Raw genomic sequence first — 19,061 nt, 5'->3', positions numbered from 1 at the left:
AATAATTTAATTATGCATCTTGAACAGTTTTTCTTAATCTCGTACGTCTATCGAATGCTTGAAGTTTATCAATAACCTTCATTTCAAGAAAATCAATAACTTTTTCTTCAATCTTAGTCTTCAATTTATAAACTTTATTAATATAGGTTATACCTCCAGGAGACATTACATTAACTTCAACTAATTTTCCGCCAATTACATCTATACCAACAAAATAAAGTCCGTCGTTTACCAATTTAGGGCCAATTTGCTTGCATAAGGCTTTTTCTGCTTTAGTAAGCGAATGCTTTTGTACACTGCCTCCAGCAGATACGTTAGAACGATGGTCATCACTTCCTGGAACACGTTTCATAGCACCAACTGGTTCACCGTTCAATATTAAAATACGCACATCGCCTTGATCGGCACCTTCTATATAATCTTGCAGAATAACATAATTAGAAGAGCCATCGCCACTAGTAATATAAAAATCAAGTAACGAATTAATATTACTCATAGCCGATTTTTCAATTAAAATAACCCCTGAACCACCAAATCCATTTAATGGCTTTAAAATCATTTTGTCTGCTTTAGACTCTTTTATTTGTTTAATTAAATAGTTTTTACTTTTCGATACATGAGTTGCAGGAATAATATTACTATGTGCATCACCAAAAGCCGCAGTATATAATTTGTTGTTTGCTTCACGCATACCTTCTAATGAATTCATAATAAATACATCGTCCTTAACTGAATCTAAAAAGTTAAGCATGATGGGGTCTAATGGTGGATTAGCACGAAAGAAAATAACATCAAATCCCGCTAATGGTAGCATTTCTTCGCGTAACTCTGCTTTGTTATAAAAAGATTTTAATGAACTAGGTGTTTTTTCCATTCTACCAATAACGGTGCAATTAGCGGTTGTAACGCTATTTCGTATGGTTAAATTTGCCGGCGTACACATAGCAACTCCATGTTTACGTTTTACACATTCTTTAATTAACGCTAAGGAAGTATCGTTATCTGGGTCTATTTCTTCCCATGGATACATTATAAAACATACGTTCATTTTAAATTTTTTTAGTTGTAGCTAAATTTAAAAATTTTATTTCACTTCATCGTAGTGATCGTCCCATTCTTTAGGCTTCGGATCATGCAACTTATCTAACGACTTTGCTACAATCATTGACACTGTAGCATCACCTGTTACATTTACAACAGTTCTACACATATCTAAGGGTCTATCTACCGCAAAAATAAGCGCCAAACCAATTGGAAGTAGCTCTGCTGGGAATCCAATAGATTCTAATACAATAACTAGCATAACCATACCGGCACTTGGTACTGCGGCACTCCCTATAGATGCTAATAATGCTGTTGCAACAATAACTAATTGATTTGTGAAGGTTAAACCTTCTGGCCAAATAACTTGCATAATAAATACGGCTGCTATCCCTTGATATAAACTAGTGCCGTCCATATTGACTGTTGCTCCTACTGGTAATACAAAACCAGAAACTTCTTTATCTACGCCTAAATGTTCTTCAACACGCTCCATGGTTACTGGTAAGGTTGCTGCACTGCTACTTGTTGAAAAAGCCAATAATTGTGCTGGACTAATTTGCTTTAAAAACCACATAGGTGATTTTTTAGTGTATACGCTAACCAAAATTAAATAGAATACAATCATTAGCATCAACCCACCAAGAACACAAAATGCGTAATATAAAAGCTTGATTAAAATTTCAACATCATCAAAAGCAATGATAACATTTGCTAATAAAGCGAAAACAGCATACGGCGCAAAAAGCATTATTAAATCGACCATTTTCATAACTACTTCGTTTAATGAATCGAAGAAATTAATTAATGGTTTTGCTTTCTTTTCACCAATTAATAACAAGCAAATACCAACAAAAAGCGCAAAGAAAATAACTTGAAGCATTGATGCTTCTACAAAGGACTCAAATATATTGCTTGGAAAAATATCTACTAGAGGTTGCAACGGACCTGCTTCTTTTTGAGCTGATGCTTTCATTAATTTATCGGTTACGCCTGCATCGTTTTCATATTTTAATTTAATTTTCTCAATGGTTTCTTGAGGCATCCCATTACCTGGTTTAAAAGTATTTACAATGCTTAAACCAATTATAATAGCAACTAAAGTTGTTCCTACATAAATACCTATGGTTCTTAAACCCATAGATTTTATTTTAGAAATATCTTTTAAATCTGAAATTCCTTTAATTAAAGAGGCTAATATTAAAGGCACTGCAATGAGTTTTAAAAGGTTTATAAAAATAGTTCCAAAAGGCGCAATCCAATCTGTTACGAATCCTTTCCCACCATCTACTGTATTCATTATAAAACCAAAAATGATTCCTAGAACCATTCCTATAATAATTTTCCAATGAAGTGCTAATTTTTTCATATGAGTACTTTAAAGTTTGTTGATGACAAGATAAGTAATTTTGATGTTTAACTGAAATGTAAAAAGCGACTTTGATTTTAGGAAAAATGAATAATTATAACACATTTGTATTCAAGTAAATACGATACTTAAATACCCGTATTGTTTAAAATATCAAGTCTTCGTATAACACCTCTCTAGATATTCCCTGGACATTCCCTAAATAATCTCTGCCTCTCAATTTACCTACAGTGTAAGCTCTCAATTCTCCCTCAGGATATGTTTTAATTAGTTCCTCTATATCCTTTTTATCAGCTTCACTACTTATAGGGTTTAACCACCCATCTTCCTCCTCCTCAGTTAAGATTAACGGCATCCTCGGGCCCTTAATTTTTGGGTTATTATGAATTTTAGCTAGCATTGAATTCCCTTTTGTCGTAACTATTGAAAATGTAATTAATTGCCCTTTTGTATCTGGATTATTCCATTCACTCCATAGGCCTGCTAAGGCCATTGGTTTTTCATCTTTTCGTTGAATGAAGAATGGATATGTCTTGTTATTATAATGGTGGTGCTCATAGAAGCCATCAACAAATATTAAACAGCGATAGTTATTTGCAGATTCTTTGAATGAAGGTTTCTCGAAAATTGTTTCACCTCTTGCATTAATGGTATTATTCCATAACTTTTTAAGTTGGATGCTATCTTGTACCCAATGTGGTATCAATCCCCAGGTAGCAATTTCTGGGAATTCTGGTGATCTATTGGTGTAGATTAATAAATCGGGGTGACTGAATCCAGAGACATGATACAATGGTAAATCTGTTAAAGGAATTAATCTTTCCATAATTTCCTCAATCGCAGACAAATCACCTTTACGCTTTGCTCTCTTTAGCTGTGCATCATAGCTTGCCTTAATATCGTAACACATGACTTTTAAAGATTTTCTGCGTGGATAAAATAATTTACAGCACCTTCAATAGCTCGCGGGAAATTTTTAGACGTATCAAAATACTTGATATTATTTTTTTTGCAAGATTTCTTTATTTGAACACTATGAGCAACCATGTTTTGGATGTGATCTGTTATATATTCATTCGATTTATCACTTAACCAATCGTTCTTAGAGTTACTAAATTCCTTTACCTCTTTTACTTTTTCATTTACATCTATATCAGTAAAACCTAAAAAACATATTTTTAATTTATCGGGATATTTCTTTAATACATCAGATATTAATTCTGGAAGCATAGCTTCTCCTTCTATAATATAGTTAAGGTCTTCATATATCATGTTTTCTAACATAGCTTTCAAAAAGCTCCAAAACCTCTTAGCTATATCATCTGGGAATAGCATATCATCTATTCCGTATTCCGGAATACCATTTGTAAAGCCCATTATTAGCCAGTCAAGTGAAAGATAAGGGATTCCAACTTGCTCAGATATCCTTTTTGCAATCAATGTTTTACCTGCTCTCGATGCTCCGCTAATTAAATATAACATAATTTAAATCTCCTGTTTTTAGTCTTATTTCAAAATAAATGGGCTTGTAACCAAAGATAGCGAATAAGTAAATACCCTTCTGTATAGAGCTGTGCATTGCAGTTTTAATATTATTGTGCCAGAAATAAGTTTGAATTCCTTAATTTAATATTGCATATTCTTTCAAAGATTATATTAACTCCAACAACAAGCTATTGAGATATGTGTTATTTTATATTACATTTACATTCTCTTATAAATATCTCAATTTGATATCACCAACATCTATAGATCAAGTGTTTGAAACCGCCCGTGTAGAGGAGGTTATTGGTGATTTTGTACAATTAAAAAAGGCTGGGAGTAATTTTAAAGGACTCAGCCCATTTAGCGACGAGCGTTCTCCAAGTTTTATGGTGTCGCCAGTTAAACAAATCTGGAAAGATTTTTCGAGTGGTAAAGGCGGAAATGTTGTTGCATTTTTAATGGAGCACGAACATTTTACTTACCCCGAAGCTATCAAATATCTAGCTAAAAAATATAACATTGAGATAGAAGAAACCGAACAAACTAACGAGCAAAAAGAGCAAGCAAATGAACGTGAAAGCCTTTATTTAGTGAGTGAGTTTGCTAACAACTATTTTCAAAATATAATACATAAAACAGATCAGGGAAAATCTATAGGTTTAAGCTATTTTAAAGAACGCGGATTTACAGACGAGACAATTAAAAAATTCAACTTAGGATATTCACTTAATGAGTGGCAAGCTTTTACTGATGAAGCCTTAAAAAAGGGTTACAACATTGATTATTTATCGAAAACAGGATTAACCATTGTAAAGGAAGATAAGCGATTCGATCGCTTTAAAGGACGCGTCATGTTTCCTATAAAAAGTATGAGTGGACGTGTACTAGGTTTTGGTGGACGTATTCTTATTGCCGATAAAAAAGCTGCCAAATATGTAAACTCCCCAGAAAGTGATATTTACCATAAGAGTAAAGTTTTATACGGTATTTATCATGCAAAGCAAAGTATAGCAAAAGAAGATAACTGCTATTTAGTTGAGGGTTATACCGATGTTATTCAATTTCATCAAACAGGTATTAATAATGTCGTGTCCTCTTCTGGAACGGCGTTAACCTCAGAACAAATCCGACTTATAAACAGGCTTACCAAAAACATTACGGTACTTTTTGATGGAGATGCAGCTGGAATGAGAGCGTCACTTCGTGGGATTGATTTGATTTTGGAACAGGGTATGAATGTTAAGGTATGTACAATTCCAGATGATGAAGATCCAGATAGTTTTGCAAAAAAGAATACTTTAGAAGAGTTGTCATTATATCTTGATGAGAACGCCCGAGATTTTATTCAGTATAAAGCATCTATACTCTTTGAAGATTCTAAAAATGACCCTATAAAAAAAGCGGAAACGATTCGGGATATTGTGAATAGCATTTCAAAAATTCCAGACCGTATAAAAAAAGAGGTTTATATTCAGGAGTGTGCAAGAATCATGGATATTAGTGAGGAAGTTCTTTTTTCAACCTTAGCCCAAATAAGTAAAAAGGAGTCCAACGAAGAAAACAAACATAATAAAAAAGAACAAAAAGCCTTTCAAGTCGTTAAACATCAACAACCTTTAAAAAAAGTTGATGTTCAATATGTTTTAGAACAAAAAATAATAGAAGTCTTGTTGCTTTATGGAAATAAAACAGAAGATTTTGAGGATTTAGTTCTAAAAGAAAACGAAAAGGGCGAACTTATATTAGAGCCTGTAATTCATCAAACCAAAGTTTTTGAGAAAATATTTTTGGATTTGCAAGATGATGAAATGGAATTCACTAATGAAAAGTTTAAAACACTTTATTACACGGTTATTGATACGCTTAATCAGAATCCAGATTTTGAATTGAGGACTTTTGTTAATTCAGTAGACCAAAATATGGCTAATGAAATAACAAATATCTTAATGGAAGATGAGCGTTATGCATTAGATAACTGGGAACGTATGAATATATTTCCCAAAGGAAAAAATCACAGCGTTGCCCAATTAGTAAGTGAAACTATTTTAAGTCTTAGATGCTTTTTAATAGATCAAAAGGTGAAAGAATTTCAGCAAGAAACTATGCATAATATTAATGATTCCAATAAAAATATTCTAGAGGAAGTAAAAGATTATTCTAGTTTAAAAATGCTGCTTTCCAGGAAACTTAACCGTGTTCTATAACTCGGCGGTTCTAAGTTTAGCTTGATTAACTAAATCTACCAAATTAGTAACCTTAAGTTTTCGCATTAATCGCGCTTTATAGGTACTAACAGTTTTTTCGTTAATGTCTAACTCCTTAGAAATTTCCTTGTTTTTTCTACCGATTGTTAAAAGCTTTAATACTTCTGCTTCTCTGGTCGATAATTTCTTATAAAATCTACCAGACCTGCTCATTTTAGTCCCAAAAGCAAGTTGCTGCGTAAGTTCATTGCTCAGGTAAATACCACCTTCAGCTACTTTCATTATAGCCTCGCTAATAGCAATAATGTTAACAGATTTCGAAACATACCCAGAAGCACCAGCTTTTATAGCATTGATAGCGTAAACCTCTTCTGGTTCACCACTAAAAATAATAGTTTTAATGTCTGGATACTCCGTTTTTAAATGTCTTAAAACCGTAAGCCCGTTTAATTTTGGGAAATTAACTTCGGTTAGAATAATGTCTACAGGAGTTCTCTTAATAAACTCCAAGATGGCTTCGCCATCGTCTACGCTTCCTACAATTTCAATGCTAGAAGACGCTGAAAAAAGCAATTCAAGCCCTTTTCTGATAATCGGGTGATTATCTGCTATTAATAATTTTATCATAATTTTTTAAGCTTTTTTTAAATCTTAATCACTTGAGAGATTAACTAAGATATAGAGAGTTATAAGCTATGCGTAAATATAGGAAATTAATGATAATATCGCAATAATTACCTCAAATTCGTAGGAATATCGCAGATAGGGATAGGGATCATTTTATGATTATTGGCAGTGTTAAAACGCTTGTAAATTTTAAACACTTCTTTTTCACGTCCAGTAAAATCTATAACAGTTTTTCCGGTATCATCCATGGCCATTGCCCATTCAAGTTCTGGGTAGGAGGCGCCAATTTGGTCCTCGTCACTTCTGGTATCTCCAAATAGCCCGTCGCTAGGCGCCGCATTCATAATACTTATTGGAACTTTTACATGTTTTCCAATCGCATAAACTTCAGATTTTAGCAGATCGGCAATAGGACTTAAATCCACACCACCATCGCCATACTTAGTATAAAAACCAACACCAAAATCTTCAACTTTGTTACCAGTTCCTGCAACTAATAATTTTTTAAGACCAGCATAATAATAAAGCGTTGTCATTCTTAATCGGGCTCTCGTATTGGCTAGAGCCATATCTACAATTGCTTGGTCACCATCTAGAGATACTTCCGTTTTAAACTCTTCGAAAACTGGCGTTAAGTCAGTTCGAGTATCTGTAACATTTTTAAAACGTCCTTTTAATTGAGAAATATGTTCTTGTGCCCTCGATACATGACTTTCTGCTTGGTGTATAGGCATTTCAATGCATAAAACTTCTAACCCTGTTTTAGCGCATAAAGTTGAAGTAACTGCCGAATCGATACCTCCAGATATACCAACAACAAATCCATTTACACCTGCATTTATAGCATAATCTTTTAGCCAATTAACTATGTGATCAACAACTTTTTCTGTTTGCATATTAAATGAATTTAATTCTAAGAATAGTACCTTTGCAAACAAAAATAAACGAATCACTCAATTAATAAAAATTTATGACGTCTAAGTTTTATATGAAACATTTATTATGTTTTTTTATCGTTTTTTTTATGCTGTTTTCTTGTAAAGATGATAGTGCGATACAAAAAGAAATTACTGAAATTAAGACTGATGTAAAAATTGAGCGCTTCGAAGCTATTTTTGCAAACTCTACTGTAAATGATTTACCGAAACTTAAGAAAGCATATCCCTTTATGTTTTCTGAAAAGTATGCCGATTCTTTTTGGATTGCTAAAATGAATGACACCTTACAGTTACAATTATTTGATGAAGTAGAAAAAGTGTTTTCAAATATTGATGAAACAGAAAATGAGATTGAATTGTTGTGCAGTCATCTGGAATATTACTTTCCGGAGTTTAATCCACCACGAGTTATTACTACTACTTCTATGGTCGATTATAGAAATAAAGTTATTGTAACAGATACCATCGCCTTAATCTCTCTTGACACTTATTTAGGTAGTGACCATGAGTTTTATGGTGGTATTCAAAATTATATAGTTGCCAATTTAAGGAAAGAACAAATTGTAGTTGATTTAGCAACCGAGTATGCAAAAAAATATACTTACCAAGGAACTAAGAAAACCTTGTTAGATGAAATGATCTATTTTGGAAAACAACTTTACTTTAAGGATATGGTTATTCCGTTTATAGATGAATCAGAACGCATAGGCTATACTCCGCAGCAATTAGATTGGGCAAAAACAAACGAGAGTTATATTTGGAGATACTTTGTAGAACGCGAATTATTATATAGTACCGATTCAAAATTACTAGGTAGATTTATAAATCCAGCCCCGTTTTCTAAGTTTTATTTAGAAGAAATTGATAGTGAATCACCAGGACAGTTAGGTCAGTATATAGGATGGCAAATAGTAAGGGCTTATATGAATAATAATGATGTTTCTTTAAAGGAAATGTTATTAAAAACTCCAAACGAAATTTTTAATAAATCGAAGTTTAAACCACATAAATAATGGCAGATAATAGAACCTCTAAAATTGAATTAAATGTTGAACTTGATGCAAATCGGGTCCCTGAAAAACTACATTGGACAGCGGAAGATGGAGGTATTACAAACGAAGAAGCAAAAGCTATGATGCTTGCAGTTTGGGATGCTAAAACTAAAGAAACTTTGCGAATTGATTTGTGGACTAAAGATATGCCAGTGGATGAAATGAAACAATTTTTTCATCAAACATTAGTTGCAATGAGTGATACATTTAATAGAGCCACACAGGATGATAAAATGACAGCAACCATGAAAGATTTTTGTGATTATTTTGCTGAAAAACTTGATTTAAAAAAGTAAATAACTAATTGATTAATTTTTTAAACACCAAAAACATAGTATGTGTGTTTATGAATAAACCTTATTAATCAAATGGAAATCTGCTAAAACCAATGCCGCCATCGCTTCAACAATAGGCACGGCACGTGGAACAACACATGGGTCATGTCTTCCTTTTCCTTGCATTTCAACAGTATTACCTTCCTTATCAATAGTTTCATACTTCTGAATAAGTGTTGCAACGGGTTTAAAGGCTACGTTAAAATATATATCCATTCCGTTACTAATACCTCCCTGTACACCTCCTGAAAAATTAGTTTTTGTTGTACCATCACTATTAAATGAATCATTATGGTCACTTCCGTACATAGTGCTTCCATGAAAACCGCTACCATATTCAAACCCTTTTACAGCGTTAATAGAAAGCATTGCTTTACCTAATTCTGCATGTAATTTGTCGAAAACAGGTTCGCCTAAACCGACAGGAACATTTTTTATAACACAACTCACTATACCACCAACGGTATCGCCTTTACCACGCACTTCTTTGATGTAAGATTCCATCTTTGATGCAACATCTTGGTCTGGACATCTCACAATATTAGATTCTACTTTAGTGAGGTCAAGCTCGGTATATGGTTTATCTAATTTCATGGTACCCACTCCTGAAACATAAGCAGTAATTTCTATGCCCTTGAGCATTTGTTTCGCTACTGCACCAGCTACAACACGACAAGCTGTTTCGCGAGCAGAACTACGTCCGCCGCCACGATAATCTCTTACTCCATATTTTTTATCGTATGTGTAATCGGCATGACTTGGTCTGTAACTATCTTTTATATGCGAGTAATCGTGTGACTTCTGATTGGTGTTTTCAATTACAAAACCAATGGAAGTTCCGGTGGTCACACCTTCAAAAATACCTGAATAAAATTTGACCGTATCTGGTTCTTTTCTCTGAGTTACAATAGCAGATTGTCCAGGTTTTCTTCTGTTTAATTCGTTTTGAATAGCATCTAAATCTAATGTAATTCCAGACGGGCAACCATCAATTACACCTCCTAAAGCTGGTCCATGAGACTCGCCGTATGTCGTTAAATTAAATAGTTTACCGTAGGAGTTACCAGCCATAATTTGAATTTTTGGCTAAAATAAAGGTTTTTTAGAAAATAGCACCCAAAATAAAGTTGTTTAAAAGCTATTGGGTAAAAGAAATTTTTATAATATTATGCTATAATAGCATACACTAATTTTTGTTATCTTCTATGTTATTAAGAGTCAAAAAATATAAAAATGAGATGGATAAAATTACTTCTTGTAATATTCCTTGCTAAATTTAAAAGCAAGATTAAATCCTCTGATACTTTTATTTTAAATTTTAGAGTTTGGGTTACCGATATAGATGTTTCTGTAATGAATCATGCCGCAATTATGACTGTGTTTGAAATGGGGCGTGCAGAATTTATGGTACGATCTAGTTTTTTTAAAATCGCCACAAAAAACAAATGGTTTTTTCCAAATCAAGCTATAAGTGTTCAATTCTACAGACCTCTGAAAATGTTTCAAAAAGCTAAAGTGTATACAAGAGTTTCGTACGTTGATGATACTTTTTTTTATTTTGAACAAAAAATAATGAGAAATGGTAAGCCAATGGCTGCTTGTTTTGCAAATGGTATGGTAAAAAGCGGGAGAGATACGGTTCCAACATCAGAAATAATTAATGCTTTAGATTTTGAAGAAGTTCCGCGAACTAAGTTTGAGTTAATTACTGCTTTTAAAGAAAAAAACAAACATATGACAGATAAAATCATTGATAACTGGGAGGTATAGTTAAAAATTAAGTTACACAATTTAGACCTTTTATCAATATTCTATTTTTTTAGAATAGGTTTTATAAATACTATTTATGAAAGTAACAATAACATCCATAGAATTAAAAAACCCCTTTAAGTTTTTTGTTTTGTCCATCATTTCCTTAAAAATTGTTAGACAATTAAAATTAACTAATTGTCGAAAACTAAAAAACACTGGGTTTTGGACAAAACATTATACAATGACGCTCTGGGATAACTTAGGCGATATGAGAACCTTTGCAACGAGTGGAGCACATTTAAAAGCCATGAGAAGAAGTAAAGAAATTTCAAAAGAAATTAGAACAATTACTATTGATGCTTCCGAATTACCCAAATGGAAAGAAGCTAAAGAATTACTTAATAATGGTAAGGTTATAAGATTTTAAATTAAAGCCTCCTTCAAAATAGTAATTGGGTGTTTTGCTAATCTCTGTGTGCCATCTTTTATTTGGTGCCTGCAACTTGTCCCATTTGCAGAGATAATAACATCATCAGAAGCCTTTCTAACAGCCGGAAATAAAGCCTGCTCTCCTATTTGCATACTCACTTCATAATGTTCTTTTTCATACCCAAAGCTTCCTGCCATACCACAACAGCCACTAGGGATGATAGTTACTTTATAATTTTTTGGAAGGTTCAAAACTGAAAAACTTGATAATTGATTACTCATTGCTTTTTGATGACAATGCCCATGAAATTTAATGGTTTTTTCTCGTAGTGTAAATTGCTCTGAATTTATATTTACAAGCTTAATTTCTTGCTGAATAAATTCTTCAATTAAAAATGTATGATTCGCTATATTTTCTGCTGAAACTTTGTCATCTGCTAATTTTAGATATTCATCTTTAAAGGTTAAAATAGCTGAAGGCTCAATACCAATTAACGGTGTTTCTTTCGAGATTACATTTTTTAATTCAGATACATTAGTATTAGCTAAACTCTTTGCTTGCTCCAATAACCCTTTAGATATATAAGAGCGTCCACTCTCTAACTTATGTATTGGAATTACTTTATAATTTAAAGCTTCCAACAAAGTTAACGTATCAATAGCTATTTCAGATTCCAAATAATTTATGAATTCATCAACATATAGATATATAGTTTTTATCGGAGTTGCAAGATTGTCTTTTTGTTTTCCTGAATATCTAAATTTGAAAGATTTTGTTACCTTGGGCATGCTTCTTTTCTGGTGAATACCAAGAGTTTTTTTTATTAAAAATGAAGTTGTCCTATTTTGAAGCAAAAAATTATGGATTTTTGGCCCTTTAGAAAACAACTTGTTAAATTGAGTTGATTTAGCAAATATTTTGTCTTTAAAATCAACCCCATTTTCTTTTTGATATTGATACTGAAATTCAGCTTTTAAGCTTGCAACATCTACACTACTTGGGCACTCACTAGCGCATGCTTTACAGCTTAAACATAAATCGAAAACTTCTTTTAATTCTTTATGATTGAACTTATTTACCTTATCAGAATTGGTCAGAAATTCTCGCAAAGCATTAGCACGTCCTCGTGTGGTATCTTTTTCGTTTCTTGTTGCGCGATAACTCGGACACATGGTTCCTCCAAATTCAGGTAGTTTTCTACAATCTCCTGAACCATTGCATTTTTCAGCCTCACGTAATATCCCTTGGGATTTGGAAAAATCTAAAATCGTTTCAATTTTTGGCTCTTCTCTACCTACTTGATAACGCAAAAATTCATCCATGGATAGGGCATCAACAATTTTTCCAGGGTTGAAAATATTATCAGCATCAAATGTGTTTTTTATACGTTTTAATATTTGATAATTTTCTTCACCAATCATCATTGTTATGAACTCCGAACGCACAATACCATCTCCATGTTCGCCACTCATGGAACCTTTATAGCTTTTTACTAAATGTGCTACATCTGTTGTTATTTTTCGAAATAAATCAACATCTTTAACTTTTTTTAAATTCAAAATGGGTCTTAAGTGAATTTCGCCAGCACCAGCATGCGCATAATAAATGGCATCTTGTTTATACGACTTCATTAATGCAGTAAACTCTGAAATATAATCAGCCAAATCTGATAAGGCAACCGCAGTATCTTCTATACAGGCAACACCTTTTTTATCGCCAATAATATTACCTAATAATCCTAAACCAGCACTACGCAGGTCCATAGCTTTATTAATACCGGTACCAGTTAACTTTGGATAAGCATAGCTTAACCCAGATTTCCTTATGTCTTGCACAAGGTTTACCGCAAGTGCTTCAACCGCTTTTGACGTATTCGCTTTTACCTCGCACATCAAGATAGCCTTTGGGTCTCCAACTATAAAATGGCGATTTTCCTCTTGAGTCTTATTATGTTTTGTACAGTCTAAAATGGTTTTATCCATCATCTCGCAAGTGTACAAATTATGTTTCATAACTATTTCAACTGAACTCATACAACTTTCGACACTTTCGAAATGAGCTGCTATCATAATAGATTCTGACGGTGGTAACTTGTCCAGCTTTAAAGTAATTTGAGTAGTAAACGCGAGTGTCCCTTCGCTTCCTGAAAGAAGCTTACACATGTTAAAAGGCTCCAAAGAATCGGATAAAATGTCAGAATAAATCAATTCATCAATTGCGTATCCGGTATTTCTTCTATGAATACTCGGTTTAGGAAAGTTATCTAATATTTGTCTTTGAATTTCTTCAGAATGCAGCTCATCATAAATGGTCTTATATATACTGCCTTCTAAAGATTTGTGTTTCATCTTACCTTTATAGGCCTCAGAAGTTAATTCACCAAAGGAAACTTCGCTACCATCACTTAAAATGGTATGCATATCTAACACCTTATCCCTTGTAACACCATATTGAATAGATGTGGTACCTGATGAATTATTACCCACCATACCTCCTATCATACATCTATTAGACGTTGAAGTGTTTGGACTAAAAAATAAGCCATACGGCTTTAGGTAATTATTTAAAGCATCACGCACGACGCCTGGTTGAACTGTAACTGTTTGTTCTGCTTCGTTTACTTCAATAATTTTTGTAAAATATTTAGAAACATCAACTATAATACCCTCTCCAACGCATTGTCCTGCCAATGATGTCCCCGCAGTTCTTGGTATTAAAGATGTCTTGTGGATTTTAGCAAACTGAATAAGGTGTTTTATATCTTCACTATTCTTTGGATAAGCAACGGCTAGTGGAAGTACTCTATAAACTGACGCATCTGTAGCATAAAGTACTTTTATTAAATCGTCATAATATAATTCTCCTAAAAGTAGTTTACTTAATCCTTGTAAATGTGATGATAAGCTCATTTAAAATTTAAATGTTGATAAATGTAAAAAGAAGTTAAATATAAATACATTTTTGGCGTTATTTTTGTAAAAGTAATCTGAATTACAAAAAGTGACGTATTTATAGACAAAGTGTCTATTTTTAAAACAAACAAAAATTTAACTTTATGAAAAAATTATTTTTATTATCAATTGCATTAATTGGATTTGCATTTACTTCAAATGCTCAGGCTATAGCTGACAATGCACTAGGTTTACGTTTAGGAGACAGTGATGGTTTTGGAGCTGAAATCTCTTACCAGCGTGCCTTAGGTGACAATAATCGATTAGAAATTGATTTAGGTTGGAGAGATGGCAATAATTATGATGGTTTTAAAATTGCTGGTTTATACCAATGGGTATTTCCTTTAGATCAAGGTTTTAACTGGTACGTTGGTGCTGGTGGCGGATTAGGTTCTTATGATGTTAATGTTCCAAATGTAGGAAGTAATAGTGAAACTTTTTTCTTTGCCGCTGGTGATATTGGTATTGAATACGATTTTGATATTCCTTTATTAATTTCTCTAGATTTTAGACCAGAAATTGGTTTTGGAGATTTTAATGATGATTTAGATTTCGATATTGCTTTAGGGCTTAGATATCAGTTCTAGTTATTCTAGAAAATAAGTTTATATATTTAAAAGCGTCTTAATTGACGCTTTTTTTATACCTTAAAATCAAATTTAACAATTTGATTTTGAAAGAAAAAAATGATATTTTAGTTTTAGAATGAAATTGTACTTTACATTCATACTCGCTCTATTATTCCTTTTTAAAGCATCTGCACAAAAAGAAAAAGAAACTCTTTATAGCACATGGAATAATTTAAATCTAAATGATTCAATTAGATTTAATTCTATGATTGATTTGGTTCAAAAGTATTATCTACTTACTAAAATAGACAGTGCTCTTGTTTTAAGTAAACAAATGCTCAATTTAGCCCAAAAGAAGAAGAATCTTCAATTTGAAATTGAAGCCAGCACATTAATTGGTGAAATTCATTTTGAGCTTAAAGAATTTGAAACTGGAGAAAAAATCTATACTAAAGGATTAGAATTAGCAAAAAAAAACAAAGACAGATTCCTTTATGCCGAAAAACTATTTGATTTGGGGTATATGTATTCAAAATACGAAGATTACACCAATTCTTTTAAAACATTACAAAAATCCGAAAAGCTTTACAAGGAACTAGGGGATCCATTAAATGAAGGTTGGAGTATAGTGCATCAAGGTTTTATTTACAGGGATTTGGGCGACTATAAGGAGGCTGAAAAATATCATTTAAAACATTTAGAATTAAGCGAAAAACATGAAATAAAAAAAAGTGTTTCGGCAGCCAATGGTAATTTAGGAGAGATTTATCATAAATTGGGTGATCTTCCAAAATCAATTGAATACTGGAAAAAAGCTATTAGATTATCAAAGGCGTTAAACTTGGAACAATATGCAAATGTTGGAACAGGTAAACTTGTTGAAATATATATAATCGAGAAACAATTTAGAGAAGCAGCTAAATATTTAAATGAATATATAGCAGTTACAGAAAAATATCCTATTCCAAAATACGAAAGAGATTTTTTAATGAAAATTCAGCTGTGGAAATGTCAAATAGACTATGGATTTAAAAATTACACTAAAGCTTTAAAAGAATGTGAAGAATGCCTGAAAATCAATAAAGTTAATAATTGGAAACTTGAATCTGGTCTTTTTAAAAGCCTTTATGAAGTCAATAAAAAATTAAATCGTCCTGCAATTGCTCTCGATTATTTTGAAAAATATCAAATTGCTATTAACGACGAAAAAAAAGATAAGGCAAGAACAGAAATTCAATCTATTGTTTTTAATAATCAATTAGTTGCAGATAGTATAGCTCAAGCCAAGGAAAAGGAGTTATTAAATATCGCTTATGAAGAAGGTATACACAAAAAGAATCGCGAAAAGAATTTAATTTTAACAATTGGGCTGTTAGTACTTTTATCAGCTATAATATATTTTGTGATTTCTCGAAGAATGGCTGAATCAGAAAGAAAAAGGCTTAATGAGATTAACAATTTGAAAAATGCATTATTTACCAATATTACACATGAATTTAGAACGCCACTTACCGTAATAAAAGGTATGACCAGTACTATTAAATCAAACTTAAAAAACAGTCAGCATGACGATATTAAAAATTCATTAGAGATCATTGATCGTAATAGTGATGGCCTAATGCATTTAATTAATGAAATGCTAGATCTAGCAAAAATTGAAAGTGGTAATATGGATTTGAATTTAGTTCAGGCTGATATTATTCCTTTTGCAAAATATCTATCTCAAAGTTTTCATTCGCTTGCTGAAGAAAAAGGAATTAATTTTTCCGTTCACAGTGATGTAGAGCATCTTAAAATGGATATAGATGCAAATAAATTTACAGCAATTATTACCAATTTACTCTCTAATGCTATAAAATTCACTTCAGAAAATGGTGAAGTAAACGTGCATATGAAAAAGATCGAAGATCATAATACTGATTATATCGAAATAAAAATTATAGATAACGGTTTAGGAATTTCTAAAGAAGAACAATTGCATATTTTCGATAAATTCTATCAAGTAGATAACTCGTCATCCAAACTACAAAAAGGTACTGGCATTGGTTTAGCTTTAGTAAAGGATTTTTTAGAGTTAATGAACGGCTCCATTAATGTGGATAGCACACTAGGAAAAAGCAGCGTTTTCAGAATTACAATTCCAATTACTAACAATGCAGATTTAATGAATGATTCAGAACTCATATCAAATTCATTAATTACTAAAGCAAATGTTGCAACAATAGTATCAGAAAATACTCTTTCAATAAATAATTCTGATGAGAATCTTCCGTTGGTACTTATTATTGAAGATAATAAGGATGTTGCTCATTATATAAAGACTTGTTTAATTGAAAACTTTCAAATCTTGCACGCTACTAATGGCGCAATAGGCATTGAGATGGCTCTAGAAAAAATTCCTAATATTATAATTAGTGATGTGATGATGCCAGAAAAAGATGGTTTTGAGGTATGTAAACATTTAAAAACCGATGAGCTCACAGATCACATTCCAATCATCATGCTCACTGCTAAAGCTACTTTTGAAGATAGACTTACTGGACTTTCGCATGGTGCAGATGCCTATATAACCAAACCGTTTGAGAAAAAAGAATTATTAACGCGTATTGAACAGTTAATCCTTTTGCGAAAAAAAATGTTGAGCAAATTTGAGAAGACTGGCATAGAGAGCTTGCTAAACAAGAATGTCAAAAATTCTGAAACTAAGTTTCTTGAGAAGATCATTAAGATAATACATGACAATATTATACAAACTGATTTTGGTCCTTTCCAACTAGCACAAAAATCACACTTTAGCGAATCACAATTATATCGAAAATTAAAAGCCACTAGCGATAAATCTACAGCCATGTTTATTCGGTCTATTCGACTCCAAAAGGGAAAAGAATTAATTCAAACTACCAACAAAACAATTTCTGAAGTGGCTTACGAAGTAGGATTTAACGACCCTTCCTATTTTAGTCGTGCTTTTAAGGAAGAATATGGCTCTGCACCTAGTGCTATCTCCAAGAAATAGTAATCTATATTACATTTTATTAATCCAAAATTTCAGGATAACAACGTTACGCAACTTTCTTAATATTTTGGAATTAGTCCTAGTTTTTGAAAAAATAGTCCATAACGTTAGTTAAGTTTCACAATAGCTTTGTTGTATAATCAAAATCAGTCATTTATAACAAAAATGTCTGAAGCTATTAATCATTTAAATATAATGTTATGAAAACAATTTTAAAATTAACTGTTATTATTATTCTTGCCTTATTCATTACAGCTTGTAGTGATATTAATCAAGCTACTGTATCTGGACAAGAAGCTGAATTAGCAACTCATTTAGCATCGAGAAACGGTGGCAGCGTAATTAACCAGGAATATCCAGATGCACAAGCAGAGGTCTTAAAAACTTTTATGGCCATTGCAACAAGTATAACAAAAGGAGCCGGACTTGGAGCAGATTCTGAATATATGGATCAGCTTATCTCTTTTCATGATTATGATGCCATGTTTACTGAATTTAATTATGATTTCAATGGTAATGGATTTCTTACGGATAGTGAAGGTAATGAAGAACATGAACGTATGTTATTTGGTGAAATAGTAAAACCTGGAGGAGTTAAACGATTTGCTGCTCTCCCAGAAACTTTGAAAGTTGCTGTATATTATGGGAATGTAGCTAATTTAACCTTTATTTCAGATTTTGTATTAGATACTTATCCACTTGGTGAAATAACAGTCAATAATCTAATTACTTTATTATTTGTTAAGACAAAGGGTGAATGGAAAATGGTGCACGAACATCATTCTCCTTTGACGATTTTACCATCAACAGGGGACAAACCTAGCAATATTCTTTCTGAATTTGACCCAAGTTCGGCTTCAGCTGCACAACTAGAGGTTTACGCAACTTTTGGGGCTATTGGAGCAACTATAATGGCAAATTCTGGAACAGGAGCAGAAAACATGGATGAACTTATTTCTTTCCATGCCTATGGTCCAAAGTTTACCGAATTTAACTACGATGCTGAAGGTAATGGATTTCTTACTGATAGTGAGGGTAATGAAGAACATGAACGTGCTCTTTTTGGTAATTACACGGTTGAGAAATTTGCCTATATAGAAAATACTTTAAATATTGCTTTATATCATAGAAATGTAGCTAATGTAACTTTTATCTCAGATTTTGAAGTGAAGGGAATTGGTACAATTAATAATCTAATTACTTTGTTATTTGTTAAAACAAAGGGTGAATGGAAAATGGTTCACGAGCATCATTCACCATTAACAAAATAGCAACACCCATTATATCCTTAA

General features: G+C 32.3%; 16 protein-coding genes. 8 read left to right on the top strand and 8 right to left on the bottom strand.

All coding sequences use genetic code 11. The annotated features are described in order from the left end of the window. Positions 1 to 10 precede the first annotated feature (10 nt). From gshB to AC2D6V_RS10440, 4 genes are all read right to left on the bottom strand, one after another. Positions 11 to 1,048 (bottom strand): glutathione synthase, encoded by a 1,038-nt coding sequence (gene gshB / locus AC2D6V_RS10455; RefSeq protein ID WP_484648092.1) that lies wholly within the window; start codon positions 1,046 to 1,048, stop codon positions 11 to 13. Positions 1,049 to 1,084: 36 nt separating this feature from the next. Beyond that, positions 1,085 to 2,410, bottom strand: coding sequence for a dicarboxylate/amino acid:cation symporter (locus AC2D6V_RS10450; RefSeq protein WP_484648091.1), 1,326 nt, complete (start codon positions 2,408 to 2,410; stop codon positions 1,085 to 1,087). Between the two features lie 145 nt (positions 2,411 to 2,555). Beyond that, a complete protein-coding gene (locus tag AC2D6V_RS10445) occupies positions 2,556 to 3,320 on the bottom strand; it encodes an SOS response-associated peptidase (protein WP_484648090.1) in 765 nt (254 codons plus the stop codon). Positions 3,321 to 3,325: 5 nt separating this feature from the next. Further along, a complete protein-coding gene (locus AC2D6V_RS10440) occupies positions 3,326 to 3,892 on the bottom strand; it encodes a hypothetical protein (protein ID WP_484648089.1) in 567 nt (188 codons plus the stop codon). 248 nt (positions 3,893 to 4,140) lie between these two features. On the opposite strand from AC2D6V_RS10440, the gene dnaG reads away from it, so the two are divergent. Then, positions 4,141 to 6,099 (top strand): DNA primase, encoded by a 1,959-nt coding sequence (dnaG, locus tag AC2D6V_RS10435; RefSeq protein WP_484648088.1) that lies wholly within the window; start codon positions 4,141 to 4,143, stop codon positions 6,097 to 6,099. Here dnaG and AC2D6V_RS10430 read toward each other — a convergent pair. Continuing rightward, positions 6,094 to 6,726, bottom strand: coding sequence for a response regulator (locus AC2D6V_RS10430; RefSeq protein WP_484648087.1), 633 nt, complete (start codon positions 6,724 to 6,726; stop codon positions 6,094 to 6,096). The two genes, dnaG and AC2D6V_RS10430, sit on opposite strands and share 6 nt — an antisense overlap. 107 nt (positions 6,727 to 6,833) lie before the next feature. Next, a complete protein-coding gene (gene nadE, locus AC2D6V_RS10425; RefSeq protein ID WP_484648086.1) occupies positions 6,834 to 7,622 on the bottom strand; it encodes an NAD(+) synthase in 789 nt (262 codons plus the stop codon). A 92-nt stretch (positions 7,623 to 7,714) separates the two neighbouring features. On the opposite strand from nadE, the gene gldB reads away from it, so the two are divergent. After that, positions 7,715 to 8,677 carry a gliding motility lipoprotein GldB gene (gene gldB, locus AC2D6V_RS10420; protein WP_484648085.1) on the top strand — a complete coding sequence of 321 codons (963 nt, stop codon included), beginning with the start codon at positions 7,715 to 7,717 and terminating at the stop codon, positions 8,675 to 8,677. Next, positions 8,677 to 9,012: a gliding motility protein GldC gene (gene gldC, locus AC2D6V_RS10415; RefSeq protein WP_484648084.1), complete on the top strand. Its 336-nt coding sequence runs from the start codon at positions 8,677 to 8,679 to the stop codon at positions 9,010 to 9,012. The genes gldB and gldC overlap by 1 nt, the downstream gene beginning before the upstream one ends. Before the next feature lie 48 nt (positions 9,013 to 9,060). On the opposite strand, the gene aroC is transcribed toward gldC, so the two are convergent. Beyond that, entirely contained in the window at positions 9,061 to 10,122 is a 1,062-nt protein-coding gene (gene aroC, locus AC2D6V_RS10410) for a chorismate synthase (protein WP_484648083.1), read from the bottom strand. 162 nt (positions 10,123 to 10,284) lie between these two features. Here aroC and AC2D6V_RS10405 point away from each other — a divergent pair, with 162 nt between their 5' ends. Beyond that, the gene (locus AC2D6V_RS10405) at positions 10,285 to 10,821 is read left to right on the top strand and encodes an acyl-CoA thioesterase (protein WP_484648082.1); all 537 of its coding nucleotides are present in this window, start codon (positions 10,285 to 10,287) and stop codon (positions 10,819 to 10,821) included. A 76-nt stretch (positions 10,822 to 10,897) separates the two neighbouring features. Beyond that, positions 10,898 to 11,230, top strand: a complete 333-nt coding sequence (locus AC2D6V_RS10400) for a DUF3291 domain-containing protein (RefSeq protein ID WP_484648081.1) — start codon at positions 10,898 to 10,900, stop codon at positions 11,228 to 11,230. On the opposite strand, the gene AC2D6V_RS10395 is transcribed toward AC2D6V_RS10400, so the two are convergent. Then, positions 11,227 to 14,142, bottom strand: a complete 2,916-nt coding sequence (locus AC2D6V_RS10395) for an FAD-binding and (Fe-S)-binding domain-containing protein (protein ID WP_484648080.1) — start codon at positions 14,140 to 14,142, stop codon at positions 11,227 to 11,229. The two genes, AC2D6V_RS10400 and AC2D6V_RS10395, sit on opposite strands and share 4 nt — an antisense overlap. Positions 14,143 to 14,288: 146 nt before the next feature. Here AC2D6V_RS10395 and AC2D6V_RS10390 point away from each other — a divergent pair, with 146 nt between their 5' ends. From AC2D6V_RS10390 to AC2D6V_RS10380, 3 genes are all read left to right on the top strand, one after another. After that, entirely contained in the window at positions 14,289 to 14,771 is a 483-nt protein-coding gene (locus AC2D6V_RS10390) for a hypothetical protein (protein ID WP_484648079.1), read from the top strand. Between the two features lie 118 nt (positions 14,772 to 14,889). Further along, positions 14,890 to 17,769 carry an ATP-binding protein gene (locus tag AC2D6V_RS10385; RefSeq protein ID WP_484648078.1) on the top strand — a complete coding sequence of 960 codons (2,880 nt, stop codon included), beginning with the start codon at positions 14,890 to 14,892 and terminating at the stop codon, positions 17,767 to 17,769. Between the two features lie 200 nt (positions 17,770 to 17,969). Continuing rightward, positions 17,970 to 19,040: a nuclear transport factor 2 family protein gene (locus tag AC2D6V_RS10380; protein WP_484648077.1), complete on the top strand. Its 1,071-nt coding sequence runs from the start codon at positions 17,970 to 17,972 to the stop codon at positions 19,038 to 19,040. The last annotated feature ends 21 nt before the right edge of the window (positions 19,041 to 19,061 follow it).

Source organism: Algibacter sp. YIN40 (assembly GCF_057219435.1).
This window is presented reverse-complemented; position numbering and strand designations above follow the sequence as displayed.

Coding starts and splice junctions, on each gene's coding strand:
- gldB (WP_484648085.1), top strand. CDS start 7,715: ATGAAACATTTATTATGTTTTTTTATCGTTTTTTTTATGCTGTTTTCT.
- AC2D6V_RS10450 (WP_484648091.1), bottom strand. CDS start 2,410: ATGAAAAAATTAGCACTTCATTGGAAAATTATTATAGGAATGGTTCTA.
- AC2D6V_RS10395 (WP_484648080.1), bottom strand. CDS start 14,142: ATGAGCTTATCATCACATTTACAAGGATTAAGTAAACTACTTTTAGGA.
- nadE (WP_484648086.1), bottom strand. CDS start 7,622: ATGCAAACAGAAAAAGTTGTTGATCACATAGTTAATTGGCTAAAAGAT.
- aroC (WP_484648083.1), bottom strand. CDS start 10,122: ATGGCTGGTAACTCCTACGGTAAACTATTTAATTTAACGACATACGGC.
- AC2D6V_RS10380 (WP_484648077.1), top strand. CDS start 17,970: ATGAAAACAATTTTAAAATTAACTGTTATTATTATTCTTGCCTTATTC.
- AC2D6V_RS10405 (WP_484648082.1), top strand. CDS start 10,285: ATGAGATGGATAAAATTACTTCTTGTAATATTCCTTGCTAAATTTAAA.
- AC2D6V_RS10430 (WP_484648087.1), bottom strand. CDS start 6,726: ATGATAAAATTATTAATAGCAGATAATCACCCGATTATCAGAAAAGGG.
- gldC (WP_484648084.1), top strand. CDS start 8,677: ATGGCAGATAATAGAACCTCTAAAATTGAATTAAATGTTGAACTTGAT.
- AC2D6V_RS10440 (WP_484648089.1), bottom strand. CDS start 3,892: ATGTTATATTTAATTAGCGGAGCATCGAGAGCAGGTAAAACATTGATT.
- AC2D6V_RS10390 (WP_484648079.1), top strand. CDS start 14,289: ATGAAAAAATTATTTTTATTATCAATTGCATTAATTGGATTTGCATTT.
- AC2D6V_RS10445 (WP_484648090.1), bottom strand. CDS start 3,320: ATGTGTTACGATATTAAGGCAAGCTATGATGCACAGCTAAAGAGAGCA.
- gshB (WP_484648092.1), bottom strand. CDS start 1,048: ATGAACGTATGTTTTATAATGTATCCATGGGAAGAAATAGACCCAGAT.
- AC2D6V_RS10400 (WP_484648081.1), top strand. CDS start 10,898: ATGAAAGTAACAATAACATCCATAGAATTAAAAAACCCCTTTAAGTTT.
- AC2D6V_RS10385 (WP_484648078.1), top strand. CDS start 14,890: ATGAAATTGTACTTTACATTCATACTCGCTCTATTATTCCTTTTTAAA.